Origin of the sequence: Streptomyces sp. NPDC046870 (genome assembly GCF_040704595.1) — a bacterium.
GTDB lineage: Bacteria > Actinomycetota > Actinomycetes > Streptomycetales > Streptomycetaceae > Streptomyces > Streptomyces argyrophylli.
In genome coordinates, this window is sequence record NZ_JBEYXM010000003.1 from 170,364 (window position 1) to 189,409 (window position 19,046).

Below are 19,046 nucleotides of genomic sequence, written 5' to 3' on the forward strand. Positions count from 1 at the left end.
CCGCCCCGGGCTTCGGGTAGCGTCGGAGCCATGAACTTCGGAGCTGGTGTGCCCACGGTCCAGGTCACGGACCTCAAGGACGGCGACTTCCTGCTGGACGTCCGCGAGGACGACGAGTGGCAGGCGGGCCACGCCGGGGGAGCGCTGCACATCCCCCTCAGCGAGTTCGTGGCCCGCTACGGGGAGCTGACCGAGGCCGCCCCGCAGGACGGCCGCGTCCACGTCATCTGCCGCTCGGGCGGTCGCTCCGCCCAGGTCACCATGTACCTGGTCCAGCAGGGCGTCGACGCGGTGAACGTCGACGGCGGCATGCAGCACTGGGAGGCCGCCGGCCGCCCGGTCGTCACCGACGACGGCAAGCCGGGCTTCGTCCTGTAGCCCCGGGGCCCACCGGCCCCGGCCTCCCGGCGCCGCTCGGCCTCGCCGGTCGACGGAAAAGGGGCGCGGTGGACCTCAGCGGTCGAAGTCCAGCTCCACCCTCTCCGTCAGCGGATGCGACTGGCAGGCCAGCACATACCCGGCCTCCGTCTCCTCCGTCTCCAGCGCGAAGTTGCGGTCCATGCGCACCTCGCCCGCGACCAGGAAGGCCCGGCAGGTCCCGCACACCCCGCCCTTGCAGGCGTACGGCGCGTCGGGCCGGTTGCGCAGCACCGTCTCCAGCAGCGACTCGCCCTCCCGCACCGGCCAGGTGCCGCCGCGGCCGTCGAGCCGCGCGGTGACGGTGCTGTGCGCGGGCGCAGGAGCCGTGGCCGCCGGGGCCGAGCCCGCGTCCACGTGGAAGATCTCCTGGTGGATGCGGTCCCGGGCCACGCCCAGCTCGCGCAGTGCCTGCTCCGCGCCCCGCACCAGCCCGTACGGCCCGCACAGGAACCAGCCCGCCACCTCCTCCACCGGCAGCAGCGCGGGCAGCAGCCCGGTGAGCCGGTCCCGGTCGAGCCGGCCGGACGGAAGCCCCGCCTGCTGTTCCTCCCGGGAGAGCACGGTCACCAGCTGGAACCGCTCCGGGTAGCGGTCCTTCAGGTCGGCGACCTCCTCCAGGAACATCGTCGAGGCGGCCGTGCGGTCGCTGCGTACCAGGCAGAACCGGGCCGCCGGCTCGCGCGCCAGCAGTGTGGCGACGATGGACAGCACCGGGGTGATGCCGCTGCCGCCGACGACCGCCGCGTACAGGCCCGGCGCCGGCTCCAGCGTGAAGCGGCCCGCCGGGGTCATCACCTCCAGCTCGTCCCCGACGTTGATCTCCTTCAGCGCGTACGCGGAGAAGGCCCCGCCCTCGACCAGCCGCACCCCCACCCGCAGGCTGTCCGGGCCCTCGCCGTCCGGGTCGGGGGCGGGGGAGCAGATCGAGTAGGTGCGGCGGATGTCCGTGCCGTCGACCCGGCGGCGCAGCGCGAGATGCTGGCCGGGCGCGTGCCGGTACTCCTCGCGCAGCCCGGGCGGGACGGAGAGGGTCAGGGCGACGGAGTCGTCGGTGATCCGGTCGACCGCGGCCACCGGGAGCGGGTGGAAGCGGGCCATCACAGCTCCTTGAAGTGGTCGAACGGTTCCCGGCAGGCCAGGCAGCGGCGCAGCGCCTTGCACGCGGTGGAGGAGAACCGGCTCAGCAGTTCGGTGTCGGCCGATCCGCAGTGCGGGCAGCGCAGGGGTTCGGTCGCGGTGTCCGTGGCGTGTGCGTCCTGGGCGGCCGGCCCGGCGTGCGGGGCTCGCGTACGGGTCGGGCCGAGGGACAGCGGCACCGGGCCGTCGCCGTGGCGTACGCGCGGTGGCGCGATGCCGAACTCCCTCAGTTTCTCGCGCCCTTCGGCAGTGATGTCGTCGGTGGACCAGGCGGGGCTGAGCACCGTGCGGACGGTGACCTCGCGCATGCCGTGGGCGCGCAGCACCCGCTCGATGTCGAGGCTCATCGCCTCGACGGCCGGGCAGCCGGTGTAGGTGGGGGTCAGGTCGACCTCCACCGTGTCGCCGCCGTCGCCGCCGTGGACCCGCACCGCGCGGAGCACGCCCAGTTCGCGCAGGGTGAGGACGGGCAGCTCGGGGTCGGGCACCGCGCCGGCCAGCTCCAGCAGTCGTTCCTCCAGGGCGGTGGCGGTCACCATGACGCCCCCGGGTGGCTGCGGTGCAGGTGCTGCATCTCGGCGAGCATCCGGCCGAACGGTTCGGTGTGCAGGCCCTGCCGGCCGGCACCCGCCGACCAGGCTCCGGTGCGCGGCCCCTGCGGGACCGGGAGGGTGGCCCGGCCGAGCACATCGGTGACGGACTCCAGCCAGCTCTCCTCCAGGCGGGCCCAGTCGGCGGTCAGGCCCTCCACGGGCTGGAACATCTCGCCGGTGAACCGCCACAGCGCGTCACAGGCCCGGCGCATCCGCTCATGGCTGGTGTCGGTGCCGTCGCCGAGCCGCAGCGTCCACTGCTCGGCGTGGTCGCGGTGGTAGGCGACCTCCTTCACCGCCTTCGCGGCCAGCGGCGCGAACGGGCCGTCGCCCGAGGCCAGTTCGGCGTAGAGCAGCTGCTGGTAGGTGGAGAAGTAGAGCTGGCGGGCGATGGTGTGCGCGAAGTCGCCGTTCGGCTGCTCGACCAACTGCAGGTTGCGGAAGGCACGTTCCTCGCGCAGATAGGCCAGCTCGTCCTCGTCGCCGGCCAGGGACAGCAGCACCCGGGCCTGGCCGAGCAGGTCCAGCGCGATGTTGGCGAGGGCGACCTCCTCCTCCAGCACGGGGGCGTGCCCGGCCCACTCCCCCAGGCGGTGGGAGAGCACCAGGGCGTCGTCGCCGAGGGCGAGCGCGGCGGTCACCGGGACGGGGGCGGAACCGGTGGCGGGGCGGGTCGCGGGGCCGGTGGCGGTCACAGGTGCTTCACCCCTTCCGGGATCTCGTAGAAGGTCGGGTGCCGGTAGGGCTTGTCGGCGGCCGGCTCGAAGAACGGGTCCTTCTCGTCCGGCGAGGACGCGGTGATCGAGGCGGCCGGGACCACCCAGATCGAGACGCCCTCGCCGCGCCGGGTGTACAGGTCGCGGGCGTTGCGCAGGGCCATCTCGGCGTCGGGCGCGTGCAGGCTGCCGGCGTGGGTGTGGGAGAGGCCGCGCCGGGAGCGCACGAAGACCTCCCACAGGGGCCAGTCGGTGGTGCTCATGCTCGCGTCGCTCCCGTCCCACCGGCACCGCCGGTGTGCTTGGCCGCGTGGGCCGCGGCCGCTTCCCGTACCCACGCGCCCTCGTCGTGCGCGCGCCTGCGCTGGGTGATCCGCTGTTCGTTGCAGGGCCCGTTGCCCTTGAGGACCTCCCAGAACTCCGTCCAGTCGATCGGACCGAAGTCGTAGTGCCCCCGCTCCTCGTTCCACCGCAGCTCCGGGTCGGGGAGGGTGAGGCCCAGGGACTCGGCCTGCGGGACGCAGATGTCCACGAAGCGCTGGCGCAGCTCGTCGTTGGAGTGGCGCTTGATCTTCCACTCCATCGACTGCGCGGAGTGCTGGGACTCGTCGTCGGGCGGGCCGAACATCATCAGCGACGGCCACCACCAGCGGTCCACGGCGTCCTGCGCCATGGCGTGCTGCTCGGGGGTGCCCTTGCTGAGCGCCAGCAGCAGCTCGTAACCCTGGCGCTGGTGGAAGGACTCCTCCTTGCAGATCCGCACCATCGCGCGGGCGTACGGACCGTAGGAGCAGCGGCACAGGGGGACCTGGTTGGTGATCGCCGCCCCGTCCACCAGCCAGCCGATCGCACCGACGTCGGCCCAGGTCAGGGTGGGGTAGTTGAAGATCGAGGAGTACTTCTGGCGGCCGCTGTGCAGCTTGTCGAGCAGCTCGTCGCGGCTGGTGCCGAGGGTCTCGGCCGCGCTGTACAGGTACAGGCCGTGGCCGGCCTCGTCCTGGACCTTGGCCATCAGGATCGCCTTGCGGCGCAGGGAGGGCGCGCGCGTGATCCAGTTGGCCTCCGGCTGCATGCCGATGATCTCGGAGTGCGCGTGCTGGGCGATCTGCCGGACCAGGGTGGCGCGGTAGGCGTCGGGCATCCAGTCGCGTGGTTCGATGCGTTCGTCGGCGGCCACGGCCGCGTCGAAGGCGCGCTGGTGGGCCGTCGTGCCGCCGGTGTCCGGCGTGCCGTCCGCCTCGGTGCGGGCCGTGCGCTGCGCGGCTGCTGTGGCCATGCGGTCCCCCTGACCTCGGGCTCTGCGGTGAACTCTGTCCGGTCCGTACGTCCCGGCCGGCGTCCCGACCGATCGTTCGGTTCGTGCGTAGTCCATGGTGTGCCGGGCCGCTGTGGGTGTCAACCGCTGTGGAAAACCCCGCCCACAGCCTGTGGACGAGGCGGACGAGGTGCGGCAGGCCGTCGTACCCACGGCCCCGGGTCGGGCCCTGCCCGCGGCGAGGACCACCACGGTCGGCCCGTACCCGGGGCTGCGCCCGGGGCCCGGGGCTGAGTACCGTTCCGTGCGAGCGCCGAGACGTGGCGCTCGTGCACCGTGCGACGCCTGTGACCGCGTCGCGCTCCCGCGAACCCCGCTCGGCCGACCGACCGGGCCGGGCCGACGGGGTGCACGACCGCACGACTGACCAGCCACACGAGCCGGAACGGGGGACGGGACGCGATGGACGCGTACGACGAGGACTCGCGGGGTCCGCAGGGCCCGGACGGGCCGCCCGGGACGCGTCTCCCGGAAGAACCCGCGCAGCCGCCGCCCACGCCGCCCGGCGACGCGCCCGAACCCCGCACCGGCCTCGCCGCGCTCTCCCCCGGCTACCAGGTCGGAGCCGCGCTCGCGCTCGGCGTCGTCGCCGTGGCCGCCTGTGTGCACCTGCTGATGGTCTTCCTCAGCCTCGCGCCCGCGAACACGGTGACGAAGCAGCACGGCAAGGCGATACAGGAGTGGGTCTACCCGGAGTTCGAGCAGAACTGGAAGCTGTTCGCCCCGAACCCGCTGCAGCAGAACATCGCCGTCCAGGTCCGTGCCGAGGTGCGGATGCGGGACGGGGACCTGCGCACGACCGGGTGGACCGACCTGTCCGCCCAGGACGGCGCCGCCATCGACGGCAACCTGGCGCCCAGCCACACCCAGCAGAACGAGCTGCGCCGGGCCTGGGACTTCTTCACCGCCACCCACGCCGCCGACAACCGTCCCGTCGGCCTGCGCGGGTCCCTGTCCGAGCAGTACCTGCGCCGCATCGCGGTGATGCGCCTGTACCGGGACGATCCGACGAGCCGGGAAGGCGTGATACAGCGCGTGCAGATCCGTTCCAGCACCACCAATGTGCAGCCGCCGTCGTGGAGCCGTGAGCGGGTCTCCGACAAGCCTGCCCTCCGCCTGCTGCCCTGGTGGTCCGTGACCGCCGACGAGGCTGCCGGAGGTGTGCGGTGAACCGTCTCTCGCTGACGCTGTCGCGGGGCATCGCCCGGGTCACCGGGGCGGCCCTCGGGCCCTACCAGAGCGCCGTGATCCGGATCGGCTTCGCCGGGACCTGGCTGCTGTTCCTGCTGCGTGAGTTCCCCCACCGCCAGGAGCTGTACGGCCCCTCCGGGCCGTGGGGCTTCAACCTCGCCAGGCAGCTGACCGCCGACAACCACGCCTTCACGGCGCTGCTCTGGTCCGACGGGCGGCTCTGGTTCGAGTGCTGCTACGCGCTGGCCGTCCTCGCCAGCGCGGCCCTCGCGCTCGGCTGGCGCACCCGGACCGCGTCCGTGCTGTTCATGGTGGGCGTGCTGTCGCTGCAGAACCGCAGTGTGTTCGTCGGCGACGGCGGCGACAACGTCCTGCACCTGATGGCCATCTACCTGGTGTTCACGCGCTGCGGCCAGGTCTGGTCCCTCGACGCGCGGCGCGCGGCCGACGGCACGGCGGCGCGCGCGGGGGGCGAGCGGGCGCCCGCCGACCGGGTGGGGCCGGTGCTGTGGGCGGTGCTCGGACTGGCGCTGGGCACGGCGACGGCGACCGGCCGGTTCGACAACGGCTGGCTGATCCAGGCGCTGTTGTGGACCGCCTGGGCGGGGCTCGCCCTGTGGTGGGTCACCGGGCGCCGGGAGGCATGGCGGCAGCCGCGGATGCTGCTGGACGTCATCGCGAACGTCCTGCACAACGGCGCCCTGGTCGTGATCATGGCCGAAGCCTGTCTGATCTACGCCACGGCCGGCTGGTACAAGATCCAGGGCTCCCGCTGGCAGGACGGCACCGCCGTGTACTACCCGCTCCACCTGGACTACTTCTCGCCCTGGCCCGGCCTCGCCGACCTGATGTCGTCCAGCGGCACGATCATGATGATCGTGGCCTACGGCACCGTCATGGTGCAGGTCGCCTTCCCGTTCACCCTGTTCAACCGGCGGGTCAAGAACGTCCTGCTGGTGCTGATGATGACCGAGCACGCCGTGATCGCGGTCGTCCTCGGACTGCCGTTCTTCTCACTGGCGATGATCACCGCGGACGCGGTCTTCCTGCCGACGTCCTTCCTGCGCCGGCTGGGCGGCCTGGCGGCCCGCGCGCGGGGGCGGTTCGCCCGGCGCGGCGGCCCTGCGGTCCCCGCGCCACGCTCCCCGCAGGAGAGCGCGGCGGACCACGTAGGGTTCACCGCATGAGCGACCCGCTGAGCCGCTGGCGCGCGCACGCGGACACCGCCGTGCTGCTCGACGGCTTCCACGCCCTGAAGCACGCGCTGCGCTTCGGGGCCGAGGTGCCGGTCGCGGTCACCACGGACCGGCGGGCCGCCCTCGCTCTCGCCGAGGAGCTGGCCGGGGACGTGCGCGACACCCTGGACGCCCTCCTCGTGGAGGTGCCCGGCCCGGCGTACGCCTCGCTCGTCCCGCGCCCCCATCCGACCGGTGTGGCCGCCCTCGCGCTACGGCCGTCCCGCGAGGCCAACCTGCGCGCGCTCGCCCGCGCGCCCCGCACCGCGCCCGTGGTCGTCCTGGACAACCCCCGCAACCTGGGCAACGCCGGTGCCGTGATCCGGCTGGCCGCCGGTTTCGGGGCGACCGGTGTGGTCACCACGGGCACGCTCGACCCCTGGCACCCCACCGTGGTGCGCGGCGGCGCGGGCCTGCACTTCGCCACCGCCGTCGAGCGCCTCGGCGCCGACGAACTGCCCGCCGGGCCGCTGTTCGCCCTCGACCCGGAGGGCGAGGACATCCGCGGCACCGGGCTGCCCGACGACGCCGTGCTGGTCTTCGGCTCGGAACGCTCCGGCCTGTCGCCGGAACTGCGCGCCCGGGCCGACCATCTGCTGCGCCTCCCGATGCGCCCGCAGGTCTCCAGCTACAACCTGGCCACCAGCGTGGCGATGACGCTCTACCACTGGAGCGCGACCGGCGCCGCGCAGAGGGCCTAGGCTTCCCGGCGCACCTCCACCACCCGGAAGCGGCTGGCGACGAACGCGCCGTCGGTGAGGGCCGCGTTGGCCGCCGGGTTGCCGCCCGAGCCGTGGAAGTCGGAGAACGCGGCCGTCTGGTTCACGTAGACCCCGCCGGTCAGGTTGAGGGAGAGCTGGGCCGCCTCCTCCAGGCAGACCTCCTCGACGGCGCGCTCGGTCCCGGCGTCCGTGGTGTACGCGCCGACCGTCATCGCGCCCTTCTCGCGGACCGTGCGGCGCAGCAGCTCGACCGCGTCCGTCACCGAGTCGACGGCGACGGCGAAGGAGACCGGGCCGAAGCACTCGCTCATGTACGCGGCCTCGTCGTCCGGCTTGGCGCCGTCCAGCTTGACGATGACCGGAGTGCGGACCACCGCGCCCGGGAACTCCGGGTTGGTGACCTCGCGGGAGGCGAGGGCGACCTCGCCGAGGCCGGCCGCGGCCTCCAGGCGGGCCTTGACGTCCGGGTTGACGATCGCGCCCAGCAGGGCGTTGGCCCGCGCATCGTCACCGAGCAGACCGTCCACCGCGCGGGCGAGGTCGGCGGTGACCTCGTCGAACGACTTGGGACCCTGGTCGGTGGTGATGCCGTCGCGCGGGATCAGCAGGTTCTGCGGGGTGGTGCACATCTGGCCGCTGTACAGGGACAGCGAGAATGCCAGGTTGGACAGCATGCCCTTGTAGTCGTCCGTCGAGTGCACGAGCACCGTGTTGACGCCGGCCTTCTCCGTGTAGACCTGCGCCTGGCGGGCGTTGGCCTCCAGCCAGTCGCCGAAGGCCGTCGACCCGGTGTAGTCGATGATTTTGATCTCGGGGCGGGTGGCGAGCGTCTTCGCGATGCCCTCGCCGGGGCGCTCGGCGGCCAGCGCCACCAGGTTCGGGTCGAATCCCGCCCCGGCCAGCACCTCCCGGGCGGCCTGGACGGTCAGCGCCAGCGGCAGCACCGCGCGCGGGTGCGGCTTGACCAGGACCGCGTTGCCGGTGGCCAGCGAGGCGAACAGGCCCGGGTAGCCGTTCCAGGTCGGGAAGGTGTTGCAGCCGATGACCAGGCCGATGCCGCGCGGGACCGCGGTGAACCGCTTGGTGAGGGCCAGCGGGTCGCGCTTGCCCTGCGGTTTGGTCCACTCCGCCGTTTCCGGGGTGCGGACCTGCTCCGCGTACGCGTACGCCACCGCTTCGAGGCCGCGGTCCTGGGCGTGCGGGCCGCCCGCCTGGAACGCCATCATGAACGCCTGCCCGCTGGTGTGCATGACGGCGTGCGCGAACTCGTGCGTCCGGTCGCTGATCCGCTTGAGGATCTCCAGACAGACCACCGCCCGGACCTCCGGGCCCGCGTCCCGCCAGGCCCGCTGACCGGCCCGCATGGCCGGGAGCAGCACGTCGAGGTCCGCGTGCGGGTACGTCACGCCCAGCTCGACGCCGTACGGCGAGACCTCGCCGCCCACCCAGTCGTCCGTGCCGGGCTGGCCGAGGTCGAGGCGGGTGCCCAGCACGGCGTCGAAGGCGGCCTTGCCCGCCGCGGCGTCCAGGCTTGCGCCCTCGCCGTAGGCCTTGGGGTGCTCGGGGTGCGGGGACCAGTAGGCGCGGGTGCGGATGGCCTCCAGGGCCTGGTCGAGCGTCGGCCGGTGTTTCTCGATCAGCTCGGGCGCGGTCAGTTCGGCGGCCATGCGGGACCAACTCCTCGTCTGGAGAACTCGTCGTCGAGTTCGGACCTGGCAGAAAGAGCAGCGGGATGGGACGGTCAGAGCTAGAGTAACCGAACGATCGGTCGGTACAAGGGGGTCCGCCGCATCTGTGGAAAACCCCGTGCGGGAGGATCGCGCACATGACAGGACTCGACCTCAGCAGCCCCGTGGCCGTCGTCGGCACCGGCACCATGGGCCAGGGAATCGCCCAGGTCGCGCTGGTCGCCGGGCACCCCGTGCGGCTCTACGACGCCGCACCCGGGCGGGCCCGGGACGCGGCCGAAGCGATCGGCGCCCGGCTCGACCGGCTCGTGGCCAAGGACCGGCTCACGGCAGCCGGCCGCGACGCCGCCCTCGCCCGCCTGGAACCGGTGGACAGCCTCGCGGACCTGGCCGGCTGCGGGCTGGTCGTGGAGGCCGTCCTGGAGCGGCTGGACGTCAAGCAGCGGCTCTTCGGCGAGCTGGAGGAGATCGTCGCCGAGGACTGCCTGCTCGCCACCAACACCTCCTCGCTGTCGGTGACGGCCGTCGGCGGCGCCCTGCGCCACCCCGGCCGCTTCGTCGGCCTGCACTTCTTCAATCCGGCGCCGCTGCTGCCGCTGGTCGAGGTGGTCTCCGGGTTCGCCACCGACGTCACGTCGGCCACGCGCGCGTACGAGACCGCCCGCGCCTGGGGCAAGACCCCGGTGGCCTGCGCGGACACCCCCGGCTTCATCGTCAACCGGATCGCCCGGCCGTTCTACGCGGAGGCGTTCGCCGTCCACGAGGCCCAGGCCGCCGACCCCGCCACCATCGACGCGGTGCTGCGGGAGTGCGGCGGCTTCAAGATGGGCGCGTTCGAGCTGACCGACCTGATCGGCCAGGACGTCAACGAGTCCGTCACCCACTCGGTGTGGCAGTCCTTCTTCCAGGACGCGCGCTTCACGCCCTCGCTCGCGCAGCGCAGGCTGGTGGAGTCCGGACGGCTCGGCCGCAAGAGCGGGCGCGGCTGGTACGACTACGCGGACGGCGCCGAGCGGCCCGAGCCGCACACCGCCGACAAGGAACAGCCGCCCGCCTACGTCGTCGCCGAGGGCGACCTGGGCCCCGCCGCCGGCCTGCTGGCGATGATCCGCGAGGCCGGCATCCCGGTCCGCGAGGAGGACGAGGACAACGGCACCCGCCTGGTGCTGCCCAGCGGCGGCCAGCTGGCCCTCGCCGACGGCCAGACCTCCGTGGAGTTCCGCGACGTCGTCTTCTTCGACCTCGCCCTTGACTACCGCGAGGCCACCCGCATCGCCCTGTCCACCGCCCAGGACACCCTGCCGCAGACCCTCGCCGAGGCCACCGGCCTCTTCCAGGCGCTCGGCAAGAAGGTCAGCGTCATCGGCGACGTCCCCGGCATGATCGTCGCCCGCACGGTCGCCCGCATCATCGACCTCGCGCACGACGCCGTCGCCAAGGGCGTCGCCACCGAGGAGGACATCGACACCGCGATGCGCCTCGGCGTCAACTACCCGCTCGGCCCCTTCGAGTGGAGCCGCCGCCTGCCCCGCGCCTGGGCCCACGAACTGCTGGACGAGCTGCACGAACGCGAACCCTCCGGCCGCTACGCGCCGTCCCTGGCGCTGTACCGCCACTCGTACGCCCAGGACAAGCGGGAGGGCACCTCATGACCACGCCCAGGCGCGACACCTACACCCCCGAGACGCTGCTCTCCGTCGCCGTCCGCGTCTTCAACGACCGCGGTTACGACGGCACCTCCATGGAGCACCTGTCCAAGGCGGCGGGCATCTCCAAGTCGTCGATATACCACCACGTCAGCGGCAAGGAGGAGCTGCTGCGCCGGGCCGTCAGCCGGGCCCTGGACGGCCTGTTCGCCATCCTGGACGAGGAGCACGCGCGCGTGGGGCCCCCGGCCGGACGGCTGGAGCACGTCGTGCGCCGCATGGTCGAGGTGCTCATAGCCGAGCTGCCCTATGTGACGCTGCTGCTGCGCGTGCGCGGCAACACCGAGACCGAGCGCTGGGCGCTGGAGCGGCGCCGCGACTTCGACCACCGGGTCGCCGAGCTGCTGAAGGCGGCGGCGGCCGACGGGGACGTACGCGGCGACGTGGAGGTCCGTCTGGCCACCCGGCTGGTCTTCGGGATGATCAACTCGATCGTGGAGTGGTACCGGCCGGACGTGCGGGGCGCGAGCGGCCAGGAGGTGGCCGACGCCGTCGTCAGGCTGGTCTTCTCGGGGCTGCGCCAGGACTGACCTCAGCCCTCCGGCTCCAGGTCCTCCTCCTCGAACACCAGCAGCGTGCGGGTGCTGAGCACCTCGGGGATCGCCTGGAGCCGGGTCAGCACCAGCTCGCGCAGCGCCCGGTTGTCGGGCGTGTGCACCAGCAGCAGCACGTCGAAGTCGCCGCCCACCAGAGCGATGTGGGAGGCGCCGGGCAGCTGCCTGAGCTGTTCGCGGACCGTGCGCCAGCTGTTCTGGACGATCTTCAGCGTGATGTACGCCGAGGTGCCGTGACCGGCGCGTTCGTGGTCCACGCGGGCGCTGAAGCCCCGGATCACCCCGTCCTCGACGAGCCGGTTGATGCGCGCGTAGGCGTTGGCGCGCGAGACGTGGACGCGCTCGGCGACCGACCGTATCGAGGCCCGGCCGTCCGCCTGGAGGATCTTCAGGATGTCCTGGTCGATGGCGTCCAGCGGGCGCGGCGGCGGCGCGGCGCCGTCCTGCGGCCCGGCGGCCATTTGTTCAGCCGGCATGTCCCCCCGCTTCCTCGCCGTGGACGTCCTGCGGCCATTCCAGGCTGTGGAGAACCGTTTGTCCACAGCCTGGGGGCACCTGTAGCCAAAATGTGTCGGCGACCGAACAATCGGTTGGTGAGGCGGGTCACAGGCGACGCGCCTCCCGTAGCCACTCCCACGAGGAGGTGCCGTCATGACGGTTCTGGAGCAGCGGGGCGCGTACCGGCCATCGCCGCCGCCCGCCTGGCAGCCCCGTATGGACGCCGCGCCGCTGCTGCCCGACGCCGAGCCCTACCGCGTCCTCGGCACCGAGGCGGCCGGCAAGGCCGACCCCGATCTGCTGCGGCGGCTGTACGCCGAGCTGGTGCGCGGGCGCCGGTACAACACGCAGGCCACCGCCCTCACCAAGCAGGGCAGGCTCGCCGTCTACCCGTCCAGCACCGGTCAGGAGGCCTGCGAGATCGCCGCCGCCCTGGCGCTGGAGGAGCGCGACTGGCTCTTCCCCAGCTACCGCGACACGCTCGCCGTCGTCGCCCGGGGCGTGGACCCGGCCGAGGCGCTCACCCTGCTGCGCGGCGACTGGCACAGCGGCTACGACCCCTACGCCCACCGGGTGGCCCCGCTGAGCACCCCGCTCGCCACCCAGCTGCCGCACGCCGTCGGCCTCGCCCACGCCGCCCGCCTCAAGGGCGACGACGTGGTCGCGCTGGCCATGGTCGGCGACGGCGGCACCAGCGAGGGCGACTTCCACGAGGCGCTGAACTTCGCCGCCGTCTGGCGGGCACCCGTCGTCTTCCTGGTGCAGAACAACGGCTTCGCCATCTCCGTGCCGCTCGCCAAGCAGACCGCCGCGCCCTCCCTGGCCCACAAGGCCGTCGGGTACGGCATGCCGGGCCGGCTGGTCGACGGCAACGACGCCGCGGCCGTGCACGAGGTGCTCGGCGACGCCGTGCGGCACGCGCGCGCGGGCGGTGGCCCGACCCTGGTGGAAGCGGTGACGTACCGCGTCGACGCCCACACCAACGCCGACGACGCCACCCGCTACCGCGGCGAGGACGAGATCGCCGCCTGGCGCGCCCACGACCCCATCGAGCTGCTGGAACGCGAACTGACCGCGCGCGGACTGCTGGACGACGCCGGCGTCGAGGCGGCCCGCCAGGACGCCGAGACCATGGCCGCCTCCCTGCGGGAACGCATGAACCGGGACCCCGAGCTCAACCCCATGGACCTCTTCGACCACGTGTACGCCGAGACCACCTCCCAGCTGCGCGAGCAGCGTGCCCTGCTGCGGGCCGAGCTGGAGGCCGAGCAGGAGCAGCACGGCGAGCCCGGCGCCCCGGAAGGCGGCGCCCGATGACCACCGTCGCCGTCAAGCCCGCCACCATGGCGCAGGCCCTCACGCGCGCGATGCGCGACGCGATGGCCGCCGATCCCACCGTGCACGTCATGGGCGAGGACGTCGGCACCCTCGGCGGCGTCTTCCGCGTCACCGACGGGCTCGCCAAGGAGTTCGGCGAGGACCGCTGCACCGACACCCCCCTCGCCGAGGCCGGCATCCTCGGCACCGCCGTCGGCATGGCCATGTACGGCCTGCGGCCGGTGGTGGAGATGCAGTTCGACGCCTTCGCCTACCCGGCGTTCGAGCAGCTGGCCAGCCACGTCTCCCGGATGCGCAACCGCACGCGCGGCAGGATGCCCCTGCCCATCACCGTCCGCATCCCCTACGGCGGCGGCATCGGCGGCGTCGAGCACCACAGCGACTCCTCCGAGGCCTACTACATGGCGACGCCGGGGCTCCACGTCGTCACCCCCGCCACCGTCGCCGACGCCTACGGGCTGCTGCGCCAGGCCATCGCCTCGGACGACCCGGTCGTCTTCCTGGAGCCCAAGCGGCTGTACTGGTCGAAGGACAGCTGGAACCCCGAGCAGCCGACGGAGGTCGAGCCCATCGGCCGCGCCGTGGTCCGCCGGACCGGCCGCAGCGCCACGCTCATCACCTACGGCCCCTCGCTGCCGGTCTGCCTGGAGGCCGCCGAGGCCGCCCAGGCCGAGGGCTGGGACCTGGAGGTCGTCGACCTGCGCTCCCTGGTGCCGTTCGACGACGAGACGGTCTGCGCTTCCGTCCGGCGCACCGGCCGCGCCGTCGTCGTCCACGAGTCCACCGGGTTCGGCGGGCCGGGCGGCGAGATCGCGGCCCGCGTCACCGAGCGCTGCTTCCACCACCTGGAGGCACCGGTGCTGCGCGTGGCCGGGTTCGACATCCCGTATCCGCCGCCCATGCTGGAGCGGCACCACCTGCCCGGCGTCGACCGCATCCTGGACGCCGTGGCCCGGCTGCAGTGGGAGGCCGAGGGCTGATGGCTCAGGTGCTGGAGTTCAAGCTGCCCGACCTCGGTGAAGGGCTCACCGAGGCGGAGATCGTCCGCTGGCTGGTCCAGGTCGGTGACGTGGTCGCCGTGGACCAGCCGGTGGTCGAGGTCGAGACGGCCAAGGCGATGGTCGAGGTGCCCTGCCCGTACGGCGGCGTGGTCACCGCCCGGTTCGGCGAGGAGGGCACCGAACTGCCCGTCGGCGCCCCGCTGCTGACGGTGGCCGTGGGCGGGCGGGAACCGGAGCCGGAGGGCTCCGGCAACGTCCTGGTGGGCTACGGCACCCAGGCCCCGGCGGCACGCCGGCGCCGGGTGCGGGCCACCACGGGCGCGGTCGACGGACAGGGCGGCCGGCGCACGGCCGACGGCAACGGGCGGACGGCGCCGAGCGGGGTCCCGGCCGACGGGCGGGCCGTCCGGCGCGGGACCGCCCGGGCCGACGCCCCCGCGCGCGTGGCCGCGCCGGCCGTGGCGCAGGCACCCGCCTCCGCGACCACCACCCCGGCATCTCCCGCCTCCGCGGCCGCCCCCACCGCCGCTCCCACCGAGGGCCCGGTCCCCGTGATCTCCCCCCTCGTGCGCAAGCTCGCCCGCGACAACGGCGTCGACCTGCGGCGGCTGACCGGCTCGGGGCCGGAGGGGCTCATCCTGCGCGCGGACGTCGAGAACGCGCTGCGCGCCGGGGCGGCACCGGTCGGCACGGCGGAGGAGCCGGTCGTACGGGCCCCCGTGGCGCCCGTCGCGCAGGGCGGCGGGACCCGGATCCCGCTCAAGGGCGTGCGCGGCGCCGTCGCCGACAAGCTCTCCCGCAGCCGCCGGGAGATCCCGGACGCGACCTGCTGGGTCGACGCCGACGCGACGGAACTCATGCGCGCCCGTGCCGCGATGAACGCGGCCGGGGGCCCGAAGATCTCCCTGCTCGCGCTGCTCGCCCGCATCTGCACGGCCGGCCTCGCCCGGTTCCCCGAGCTGAACTCCTTCGTCGACACCGAGGCCCGCGAGGTCGTCCGGCTCGACCAGGTCCACCTCGGGTTCGCCGCGCAGACGGAGCGCGGCCTGGTCGTGCCGGTCGTCCGGGACGCCCACGCGCGCGACGCCGAGTCGCTGACCGCCGAGTTCGCCCGGCTCACCGAGGCGGCCCGCACCGGGACGCTGACCCCCGGGGAACTCACCGGCGGGACGTTCACGCTGAACAACTACGGCGTCTTCGGCGTCGACGGCTCCACCCCGATCATCAACCACCCCGAGGCGGCCATGCTCGGCGTCGGCCGCATCGTCCCCAAGCCGTGGGTGCACGAGGGCGAGCTGGCCGTCCGCCAGGTCGTCCAGCTCTCGCTCACCTTCGACCACCGGGTGTGCGACGGCGGCACGGCGGGCGGCTTCCTGCGCTACGTGGCGGACTGCGTGGAACAGCCGGCGGTGCTGCTGCGCACCCTGTGAGCCACGGCCTCCTGTGAGACAGGGGTTCGGAAGGAGGAACCGGCAGGACATACTCGGAGGGTGACCGACACCGCCCCCGCCGCTCCCGGGACACCCGCTCCCGGGACCCCCCTGCCGTACGACGCCGTCGTACTGGCCGGCGGTGCCGCCCGGCGGCTCGGCGGGGCCGACAAGCCAGGGCTCCGGGTCGGTGGCCGCGCGCTGCTCGACCGGGTGCTCGGGGCCTGCGCGGACGCCGGCACGACCGTCGTCGTGGCCACGCCCCGGCCCACCGCACGCCCGGTCCGCTGGGCGCGCGAGGAGCCGCCCGGCGGCGGACCGGTCGCCGCGCTGGAGGCCGGTCTGCGGCTCACCACCGCGGGGCACACCGTCGTCCTCTCCGCCGACCTGCCCTTTCTCGAAAAGCCGGTGCTGCGGCGCCTTGTGAGAGCCCTTCAGGAGAGCGGGGCCGACGGCGCTCTGCTCACCGACGCCGACGGCCGCGACCAGCCGCTGGTGGCCGCCTACCGCACCGCCGTCCTGCGCCGTGAGCTGACCGCCCTGGCCGCCACCCACGGCGGCCTCGGCGGGCTGCCCCTGCGCCGGCTGACCGGCGCCCTGCGCCTCACCCGTGTCACGGACCCGCGCGCCTCCTTCGACTGCGACACCTGGGACGACATCGCGACGGCCAGGGCACGCATCAGGGAGCATGGGTCCGTGTTGGATGAATGGATCTCCGCAGTCAAGGACGAGTTGGGCATCGAACTGGACGTCGACACCGGCGTCCTGCTCGATCTGGCCCGGGACGCCGCACACGGCGTGGCCCGGCCCGCCGCCCCGCTGACCACCTTCCTCGTCGGTTACGCCGCCGCCCGGGGCGAGGGCGGCCCCGAGGCCGTCGCCGAGGCCGCGCGCAAGGCCGCCGCGCTGGCGCTGCGCTGGGAGGAAGAGAACGGTGGGGGCACCACGGACGCGAGGGGCGGGGGCCCGAGCGCCCCGGACGCCGGATGACCGCCCCCGGCACCCGGGCCGAGGCGTCCGCCGAGGACACCGACGACCTCGACGTCGAGGAGGCTCTGGCGCTCGTGAGGGATGCCCACAAGGAGCCCCGGGACGACAGCGCGGACGACGGCACCGGCCAGGCGTCCGCCCCGGCCGCCCGGTCGTCCGGCGCGCGGCCCGCGGAACCGCACCGGGCCACCCCCTGGCCCCAGGCCCGGGAGGCCGCCGCGCGCGCCGCTCGTGCCGCGCGTTCCCGTGCCCGCCGGGCGCCCGTCTCCGTGCCGCTCGGCGACGCCCTCGGACTGGCCCTGGCCGCGCCCCTCGACGCGCTCACCGACCTGCCCTCCTTCGACACCTCGGCGATGGACGGCTGGGCGGTCGCCGGACCCGGACCCTGGCAGGTGCGCGAGGAGGGCGTGCTCGCCGGGCACGCGCAGCCCGGACCCCTCACCGACGGCGAGGCGGTGCGCATCGCCACCGGAGCCCGCATCCCCGCCGACACGACCGCCGTTCTGCGCTCCGAGCACGGCCGGATCGACGCCCAGGGCCGCCTGCACACCACTCGCGAGATGCTCCACGGCCAGGACATCCGCCCGCGCGGCCAGGAGTGCCGCAGCGGCGACCAGTTGCTGCCCGTCGGCGCCCTGGTCACTCCCGCCGTCCTGGGTCTCGCCGCGGCCGCCGGCTACGACACGGTGACCGTCGTCCCCCGCCCCCGCGCCGAAGTCCTCGTCCTGGGGGACGAGTTGCTCACCGCGGGCCTGCCGCACGACGGGCTGATCCGGGACGCCCTCGGCCCCATGCTGCCGTCCTGGCTGCGCGCGCTCGGGGCCGATGTCCTCGCCGTACGCCGGATCGGCGACGACGCCAAGGCCCTGCAGAAGGCGGTCACCCGCTCCGCCGCCGACCTGATCGTCACCACGGGCGGCACGGCGGCCGGACCCGTCGACCACGTCCACCCGGTCCTGGAACGTGTCGGCGCCGAACTCCTCGTCGACGGCGTCAAGGTGCGCCCCGGCCACCCCATGCTGCTGGCCCGCACCAAGGACCACCAGCACCTCGTCGGCCTGCCCGGCAATCCCCTCGCGGCCGTCTCCGGCCTGCTCACCCTCGCCGAACCGCTGCTGCGGACCCTCGCCGCCCACCCCGCCCCCGAGCCGTACACGCTGCCGCTGAGAGAGGCGGTGCACGGGCACCCGCACGACACCCGGCTCATTCCCGTGGTGCTGCGCGGCGACCAGGCCGTGCCGCTGCACTACAACGGTCCGGCCATGCTCCGGGGCATCGCTGCCGCGGACGCGCTGGCCGTCGTACCGCCGGGCGGGACCCGGCAGGGCGAGGAGGCCGAGCTGCTGGACCTGCCCTGGGCGACCGCCGGAATCGGGGTGTGTTTCACGTGAAACTTCCGGGCCATGACGCCATCGCCCGCCAGGCGGGCGAACACCTGGTGACCCACCGGGTGAAACTCCCGCGAAAAGTGGTGGAGCGTCCGATCCGCCAGGTCGTCAAGCGGCTCGTCATGGCCCTGGTGGTGCTGGTCGCCACCGCGCTCGTCGTCTACGCCGACCGCGAGGGCTACCGCGACAGCTCCGACGGTCCCGTCGACCTGCTCGACGCGTTCTACTACGCGACCGTCACCCTCTCCACCACCGGCTACGGCGACATCACCCCGGTCAGCGACAGCGCCCGGCTCACCAACATCCTCGTCATCACGCCCCTGCGCGTACTGTTCCTGATCATTCTGGTCGGCACCACGCTGGAGGTCCTCACCGAACGCACCCGTGAGGAATGGCGCCTGAACCGCTGGAGGTCCACCTTGCGCGACCACACCGTCGTCGTCGGTTTCGGCACGAAGGGACGGTCGGCCATCCAGACCGTCTGCGTGACCGGGCTGAAGAAGGAGCAGGTGGTCGTGGTCGACCCCAGCTCCAAGGCGATCGACGCGGCCACCGCCGAGGGCTACGCGGGCGTCATAGGCGACGCCACCCGCAGTGACGTGCTCCGGCGGGCCGAGGTGCACAAGGCCCGGCAGATCATCGTCGCCCCGCAGCGTGACGACACCTCCGTCCTCGTCACGCTGACCGCCCGCCAGCTCAACCGCACCGCGAAGATCGTGGCCGCGGTGCGCGAGGAGGAGAACGCCCCGCTGCTCAAGCAGTCCGGCGCCGACGCCGTCATCACCAGCTCCGGCGCGGCCGGCCGCCTGCTCGGCCTGTCCGTGCTCAGCCCCGCGGCCGGCATGGTGATGGAGGACCTGATCCAGCAGGGCAGCGGGCTGGACCTCGTCGAACGGCCGGTGGTCCGCGCCGAGGTCGGCAAGACACCGCGCGAGACGGACGACCTGGTGGTGAGCGTCGTCCGCGGACACCGGGTGCTCGGCTACGACGACCCGTCCGTCGGCACGCTCCAGCTGACGGACCGGCTCATCACCATCGTCCGCGCCACGCCGGAAACCCGGATCACCCCGGGCATCCGCCCCCTGCCACCCGGATGACCGGGCGCCGGGGGAGTAGCGTCACCG

General features: G+C 73.7%; 19 protein-coding genes. 12 read left to right on the top strand and 7 right to left on the bottom strand.

Features of this window, described 5'->3' with window-relative positions:
- The first annotated feature begins 48 nt into the window (after positions 1–48).
- The gene (locus tag AB0946_RS09335) at positions 49–378 is read left to right on the top strand and encodes a rhodanese-like domain-containing protein (protein ID WP_366750296.1); all 330 of its coding nucleotides are present in this window, start codon (positions 49–51) and stop codon (positions 376–378) included.
- A gap of 75 nt (positions 379–453) precedes the next feature.
- Here AB0946_RS09335 and AB0946_RS09340 read toward each other — a convergent pair whose 3' ends face one another.
- From AB0946_RS09340 to paaA, 5 genes are read right to left on the bottom strand one after another with little or no spacing between them, the layout of a single operon-like run.
- Positions 454–1,518: a 2Fe-2S iron-sulfur cluster-binding protein gene (locus AB0946_RS09340; protein ID WP_366759963.1), complete on the bottom strand. Its 1,065-nt coding sequence runs from the start codon at positions 1,516–1,518 to the stop codon at positions 454–456.
- Positions 1,518–2,096 carry a 1,2-phenylacetyl-CoA epoxidase subunit PaaD gene (gene paaD, locus AB0946_RS09345; protein WP_366759964.1) on the bottom strand — a complete coding sequence of 193 codons (579 nt, stop codon included), beginning with the start codon at positions 2,094–2,096 and terminating at the stop codon, positions 1,518–1,520. The genes AB0946_RS09340 and paaD overlap by 1 nt, the downstream gene beginning before the upstream one ends.
- Positions 2,090–2,845 carry a 1,2-phenylacetyl-CoA epoxidase subunit PaaC gene (gene paaC, locus AB0946_RS09350; protein WP_366759965.1) on the bottom strand — a complete coding sequence of 252 codons (756 nt, stop codon included), beginning with the start codon at positions 2,843–2,845 and terminating at the stop codon, positions 2,090–2,092. Before paaC ends, paaD begins: the two co-directional genes overlap by 7 nt.
- Complete coding sequence (gene paaB, locus AB0946_RS09355; RefSeq protein WP_171154589.1) at positions 2,842–3,129, bottom strand: 1,2-phenylacetyl-CoA epoxidase subunit PaaB; 288 nt, start codon at positions 3,127–3,129, stop codon at positions 2,842–2,844. The genes paaC and paaB overlap by 4 nt, the downstream gene beginning before the upstream one ends.
- Positions 3,126–4,142 (bottom strand): 1,2-phenylacetyl-CoA epoxidase subunit PaaA, encoded by a 1,017-nt coding sequence (gene paaA, locus AB0946_RS09360; protein WP_366759966.1) that lies wholly within the window; start codon positions 4,140–4,142, stop codon positions 3,126–3,128. Before paaA ends, paaB begins: the two co-directional genes overlap by 4 nt.
- A gap of 441 nt (positions 4,143–4,583) precedes the next feature.
- On the opposite strand from paaA, the gene AB0946_RS09365 reads away from it, so the two are divergent.
- Genes AB0946_RS09365 through AB0946_RS09375 form a run of 3 tightly spaced genes read left to right on the top strand, consistent with a single transcriptional unit; the run spans position 4,584 to position 7,308 of the window.
- A complete protein-coding gene (locus tag AB0946_RS09365) occupies positions 4,584–5,351 on the top strand; it encodes a DUF5819 family protein (protein WP_366759968.1) in 768 nt (255 codons plus the stop codon).
- Positions 5,348–6,559, top strand: coding sequence for an HTTM domain-containing protein (locus tag AB0946_RS09370; RefSeq protein ID WP_366759970.1), 1,212 nt, complete (start codon positions 5,348–5,350; stop codon positions 6,557–6,559). The genes AB0946_RS09365 and AB0946_RS09370 overlap by 4 nt, the downstream gene beginning before the upstream one ends.
- A complete protein-coding gene (locus AB0946_RS09375) occupies positions 6,556–7,308 on the top strand; it encodes a TrmH family RNA methyltransferase (RefSeq protein ID WP_366759971.1) in 753 nt (250 codons plus the stop codon). The genes AB0946_RS09370 and AB0946_RS09375 overlap by 4 nt, the downstream gene beginning before the upstream one ends.
- Here AB0946_RS09375 and paaN read toward each other — a convergent pair.
- Positions 7,305–8,996, bottom strand: a complete 1,692-nt coding sequence (gene paaN, locus AB0946_RS09380; protein ID WP_366759972.1) for a phenylacetic acid degradation protein PaaN — start codon at positions 8,994–8,996, stop codon at positions 7,305–7,307. The genes AB0946_RS09375 and paaN overlap by 4 nt on opposite strands.
- A 158-nt stretch (positions 8,997–9,154) precedes the next feature.
- Here paaN and AB0946_RS09385 point away from each other — a divergent pair, with 158 nt between their 5' ends.
- Together AB0946_RS09385 and AB0946_RS09390 are read left to right on the top strand one after the other, a co-directional pair.
- Positions 9,155–10,669 carry a 3-hydroxyacyl-CoA dehydrogenase gene (locus tag AB0946_RS09385; RefSeq protein ID WP_366759973.1) on the top strand — a complete coding sequence of 505 codons (1,515 nt, stop codon included), beginning with the start codon at positions 9,155–9,157 and terminating at the stop codon, positions 10,667–10,669.
- A complete protein-coding gene (locus AB0946_RS09390) occupies positions 10,666–11,253 on the top strand; it encodes a TetR/AcrR family transcriptional regulator (protein ID WP_366759974.1) in 588 nt (195 codons plus the stop codon). Before AB0946_RS09385 ends, AB0946_RS09390 begins: the two co-directional genes overlap by 4 nt.
- 2 nt (positions 11,254–11,255) lie before the next feature.
- Here the strand turns inward: AB0946_RS09390 and AB0946_RS09395 are convergent, their stop codons facing one another.
- Positions 11,256–11,738 carry an Lrp/AsnC family transcriptional regulator gene (locus AB0946_RS09395; RefSeq protein WP_014673824.1) on the bottom strand — a complete coding sequence of 161 codons (483 nt, stop codon included), beginning with the start codon at positions 11,736–11,738 and terminating at the stop codon, positions 11,256–11,258.
- 190 nt (positions 11,739–11,928) lie between these two features.
- On the opposite strand from AB0946_RS09395, the gene pdhA reads away from it, so the two are divergent.
- The 6 genes from pdhA to AB0946_RS09425 are packed head-to-tail and all read left to right on the top strand — an operon-like array spanning position 11,929 to position 19,019.
- Complete coding sequence (gene pdhA, locus AB0946_RS09400) at positions 11,929–13,092, top strand: pyruvate dehydrogenase (acetyl-transferring) E1 component subunit alpha (protein WP_366759975.1); 1,164 nt, start codon at positions 11,929–11,931, stop codon at positions 13,090–13,092.
- Complete coding sequence (locus AB0946_RS09405; RefSeq protein ID WP_366759977.1) at positions 13,089–14,093, top strand: alpha-ketoacid dehydrogenase subunit beta; 1,005 nt, start codon at positions 13,089–13,091, stop codon at positions 14,091–14,093. Before pdhA ends, AB0946_RS09405 begins: the two co-directional genes overlap by 4 nt.
- Positions 14,093–15,544 carry a dihydrolipoamide acetyltransferase family protein gene (locus tag AB0946_RS09410; protein WP_366759978.1) on the top strand — a complete coding sequence of 484 codons (1,452 nt, stop codon included), beginning with the start codon at positions 14,093–14,095 and terminating at the stop codon, positions 15,542–15,544. The genes AB0946_RS09405 and AB0946_RS09410 overlap by 1 nt, the downstream gene beginning before the upstream one ends.
- A 60-nt stretch (positions 15,545–15,604) precedes the next feature.
- A complete protein-coding gene (locus AB0946_RS09415) occupies positions 15,605–16,534 on the top strand; it encodes an NTP transferase domain-containing protein (protein WP_366759979.1) in 930 nt (309 codons plus the stop codon).
- Positions 16,531–17,925, top strand: a complete 1,395-nt coding sequence (locus tag AB0946_RS09420) for a molybdopterin molybdotransferase MoeA (protein ID WP_366759981.1) — start codon at positions 16,531–16,533, stop codon at positions 17,923–17,925. The genes AB0946_RS09415 and AB0946_RS09420 overlap by 4 nt, the downstream gene beginning before the upstream one ends.
- The gene (locus tag AB0946_RS09425; protein WP_366759982.1) at positions 17,922–19,019 is read left to right on the top strand and encodes a potassium channel family protein; all 1,098 of its coding nucleotides are present in this window, start codon (positions 17,922–17,924) and stop codon (positions 19,017–19,019) included. The genes AB0946_RS09420 and AB0946_RS09425 overlap by 4 nt, the downstream gene beginning before the upstream one ends.
- The last annotated feature ends 27 nt before the right edge of the window (positions 19,020–19,046 follow it).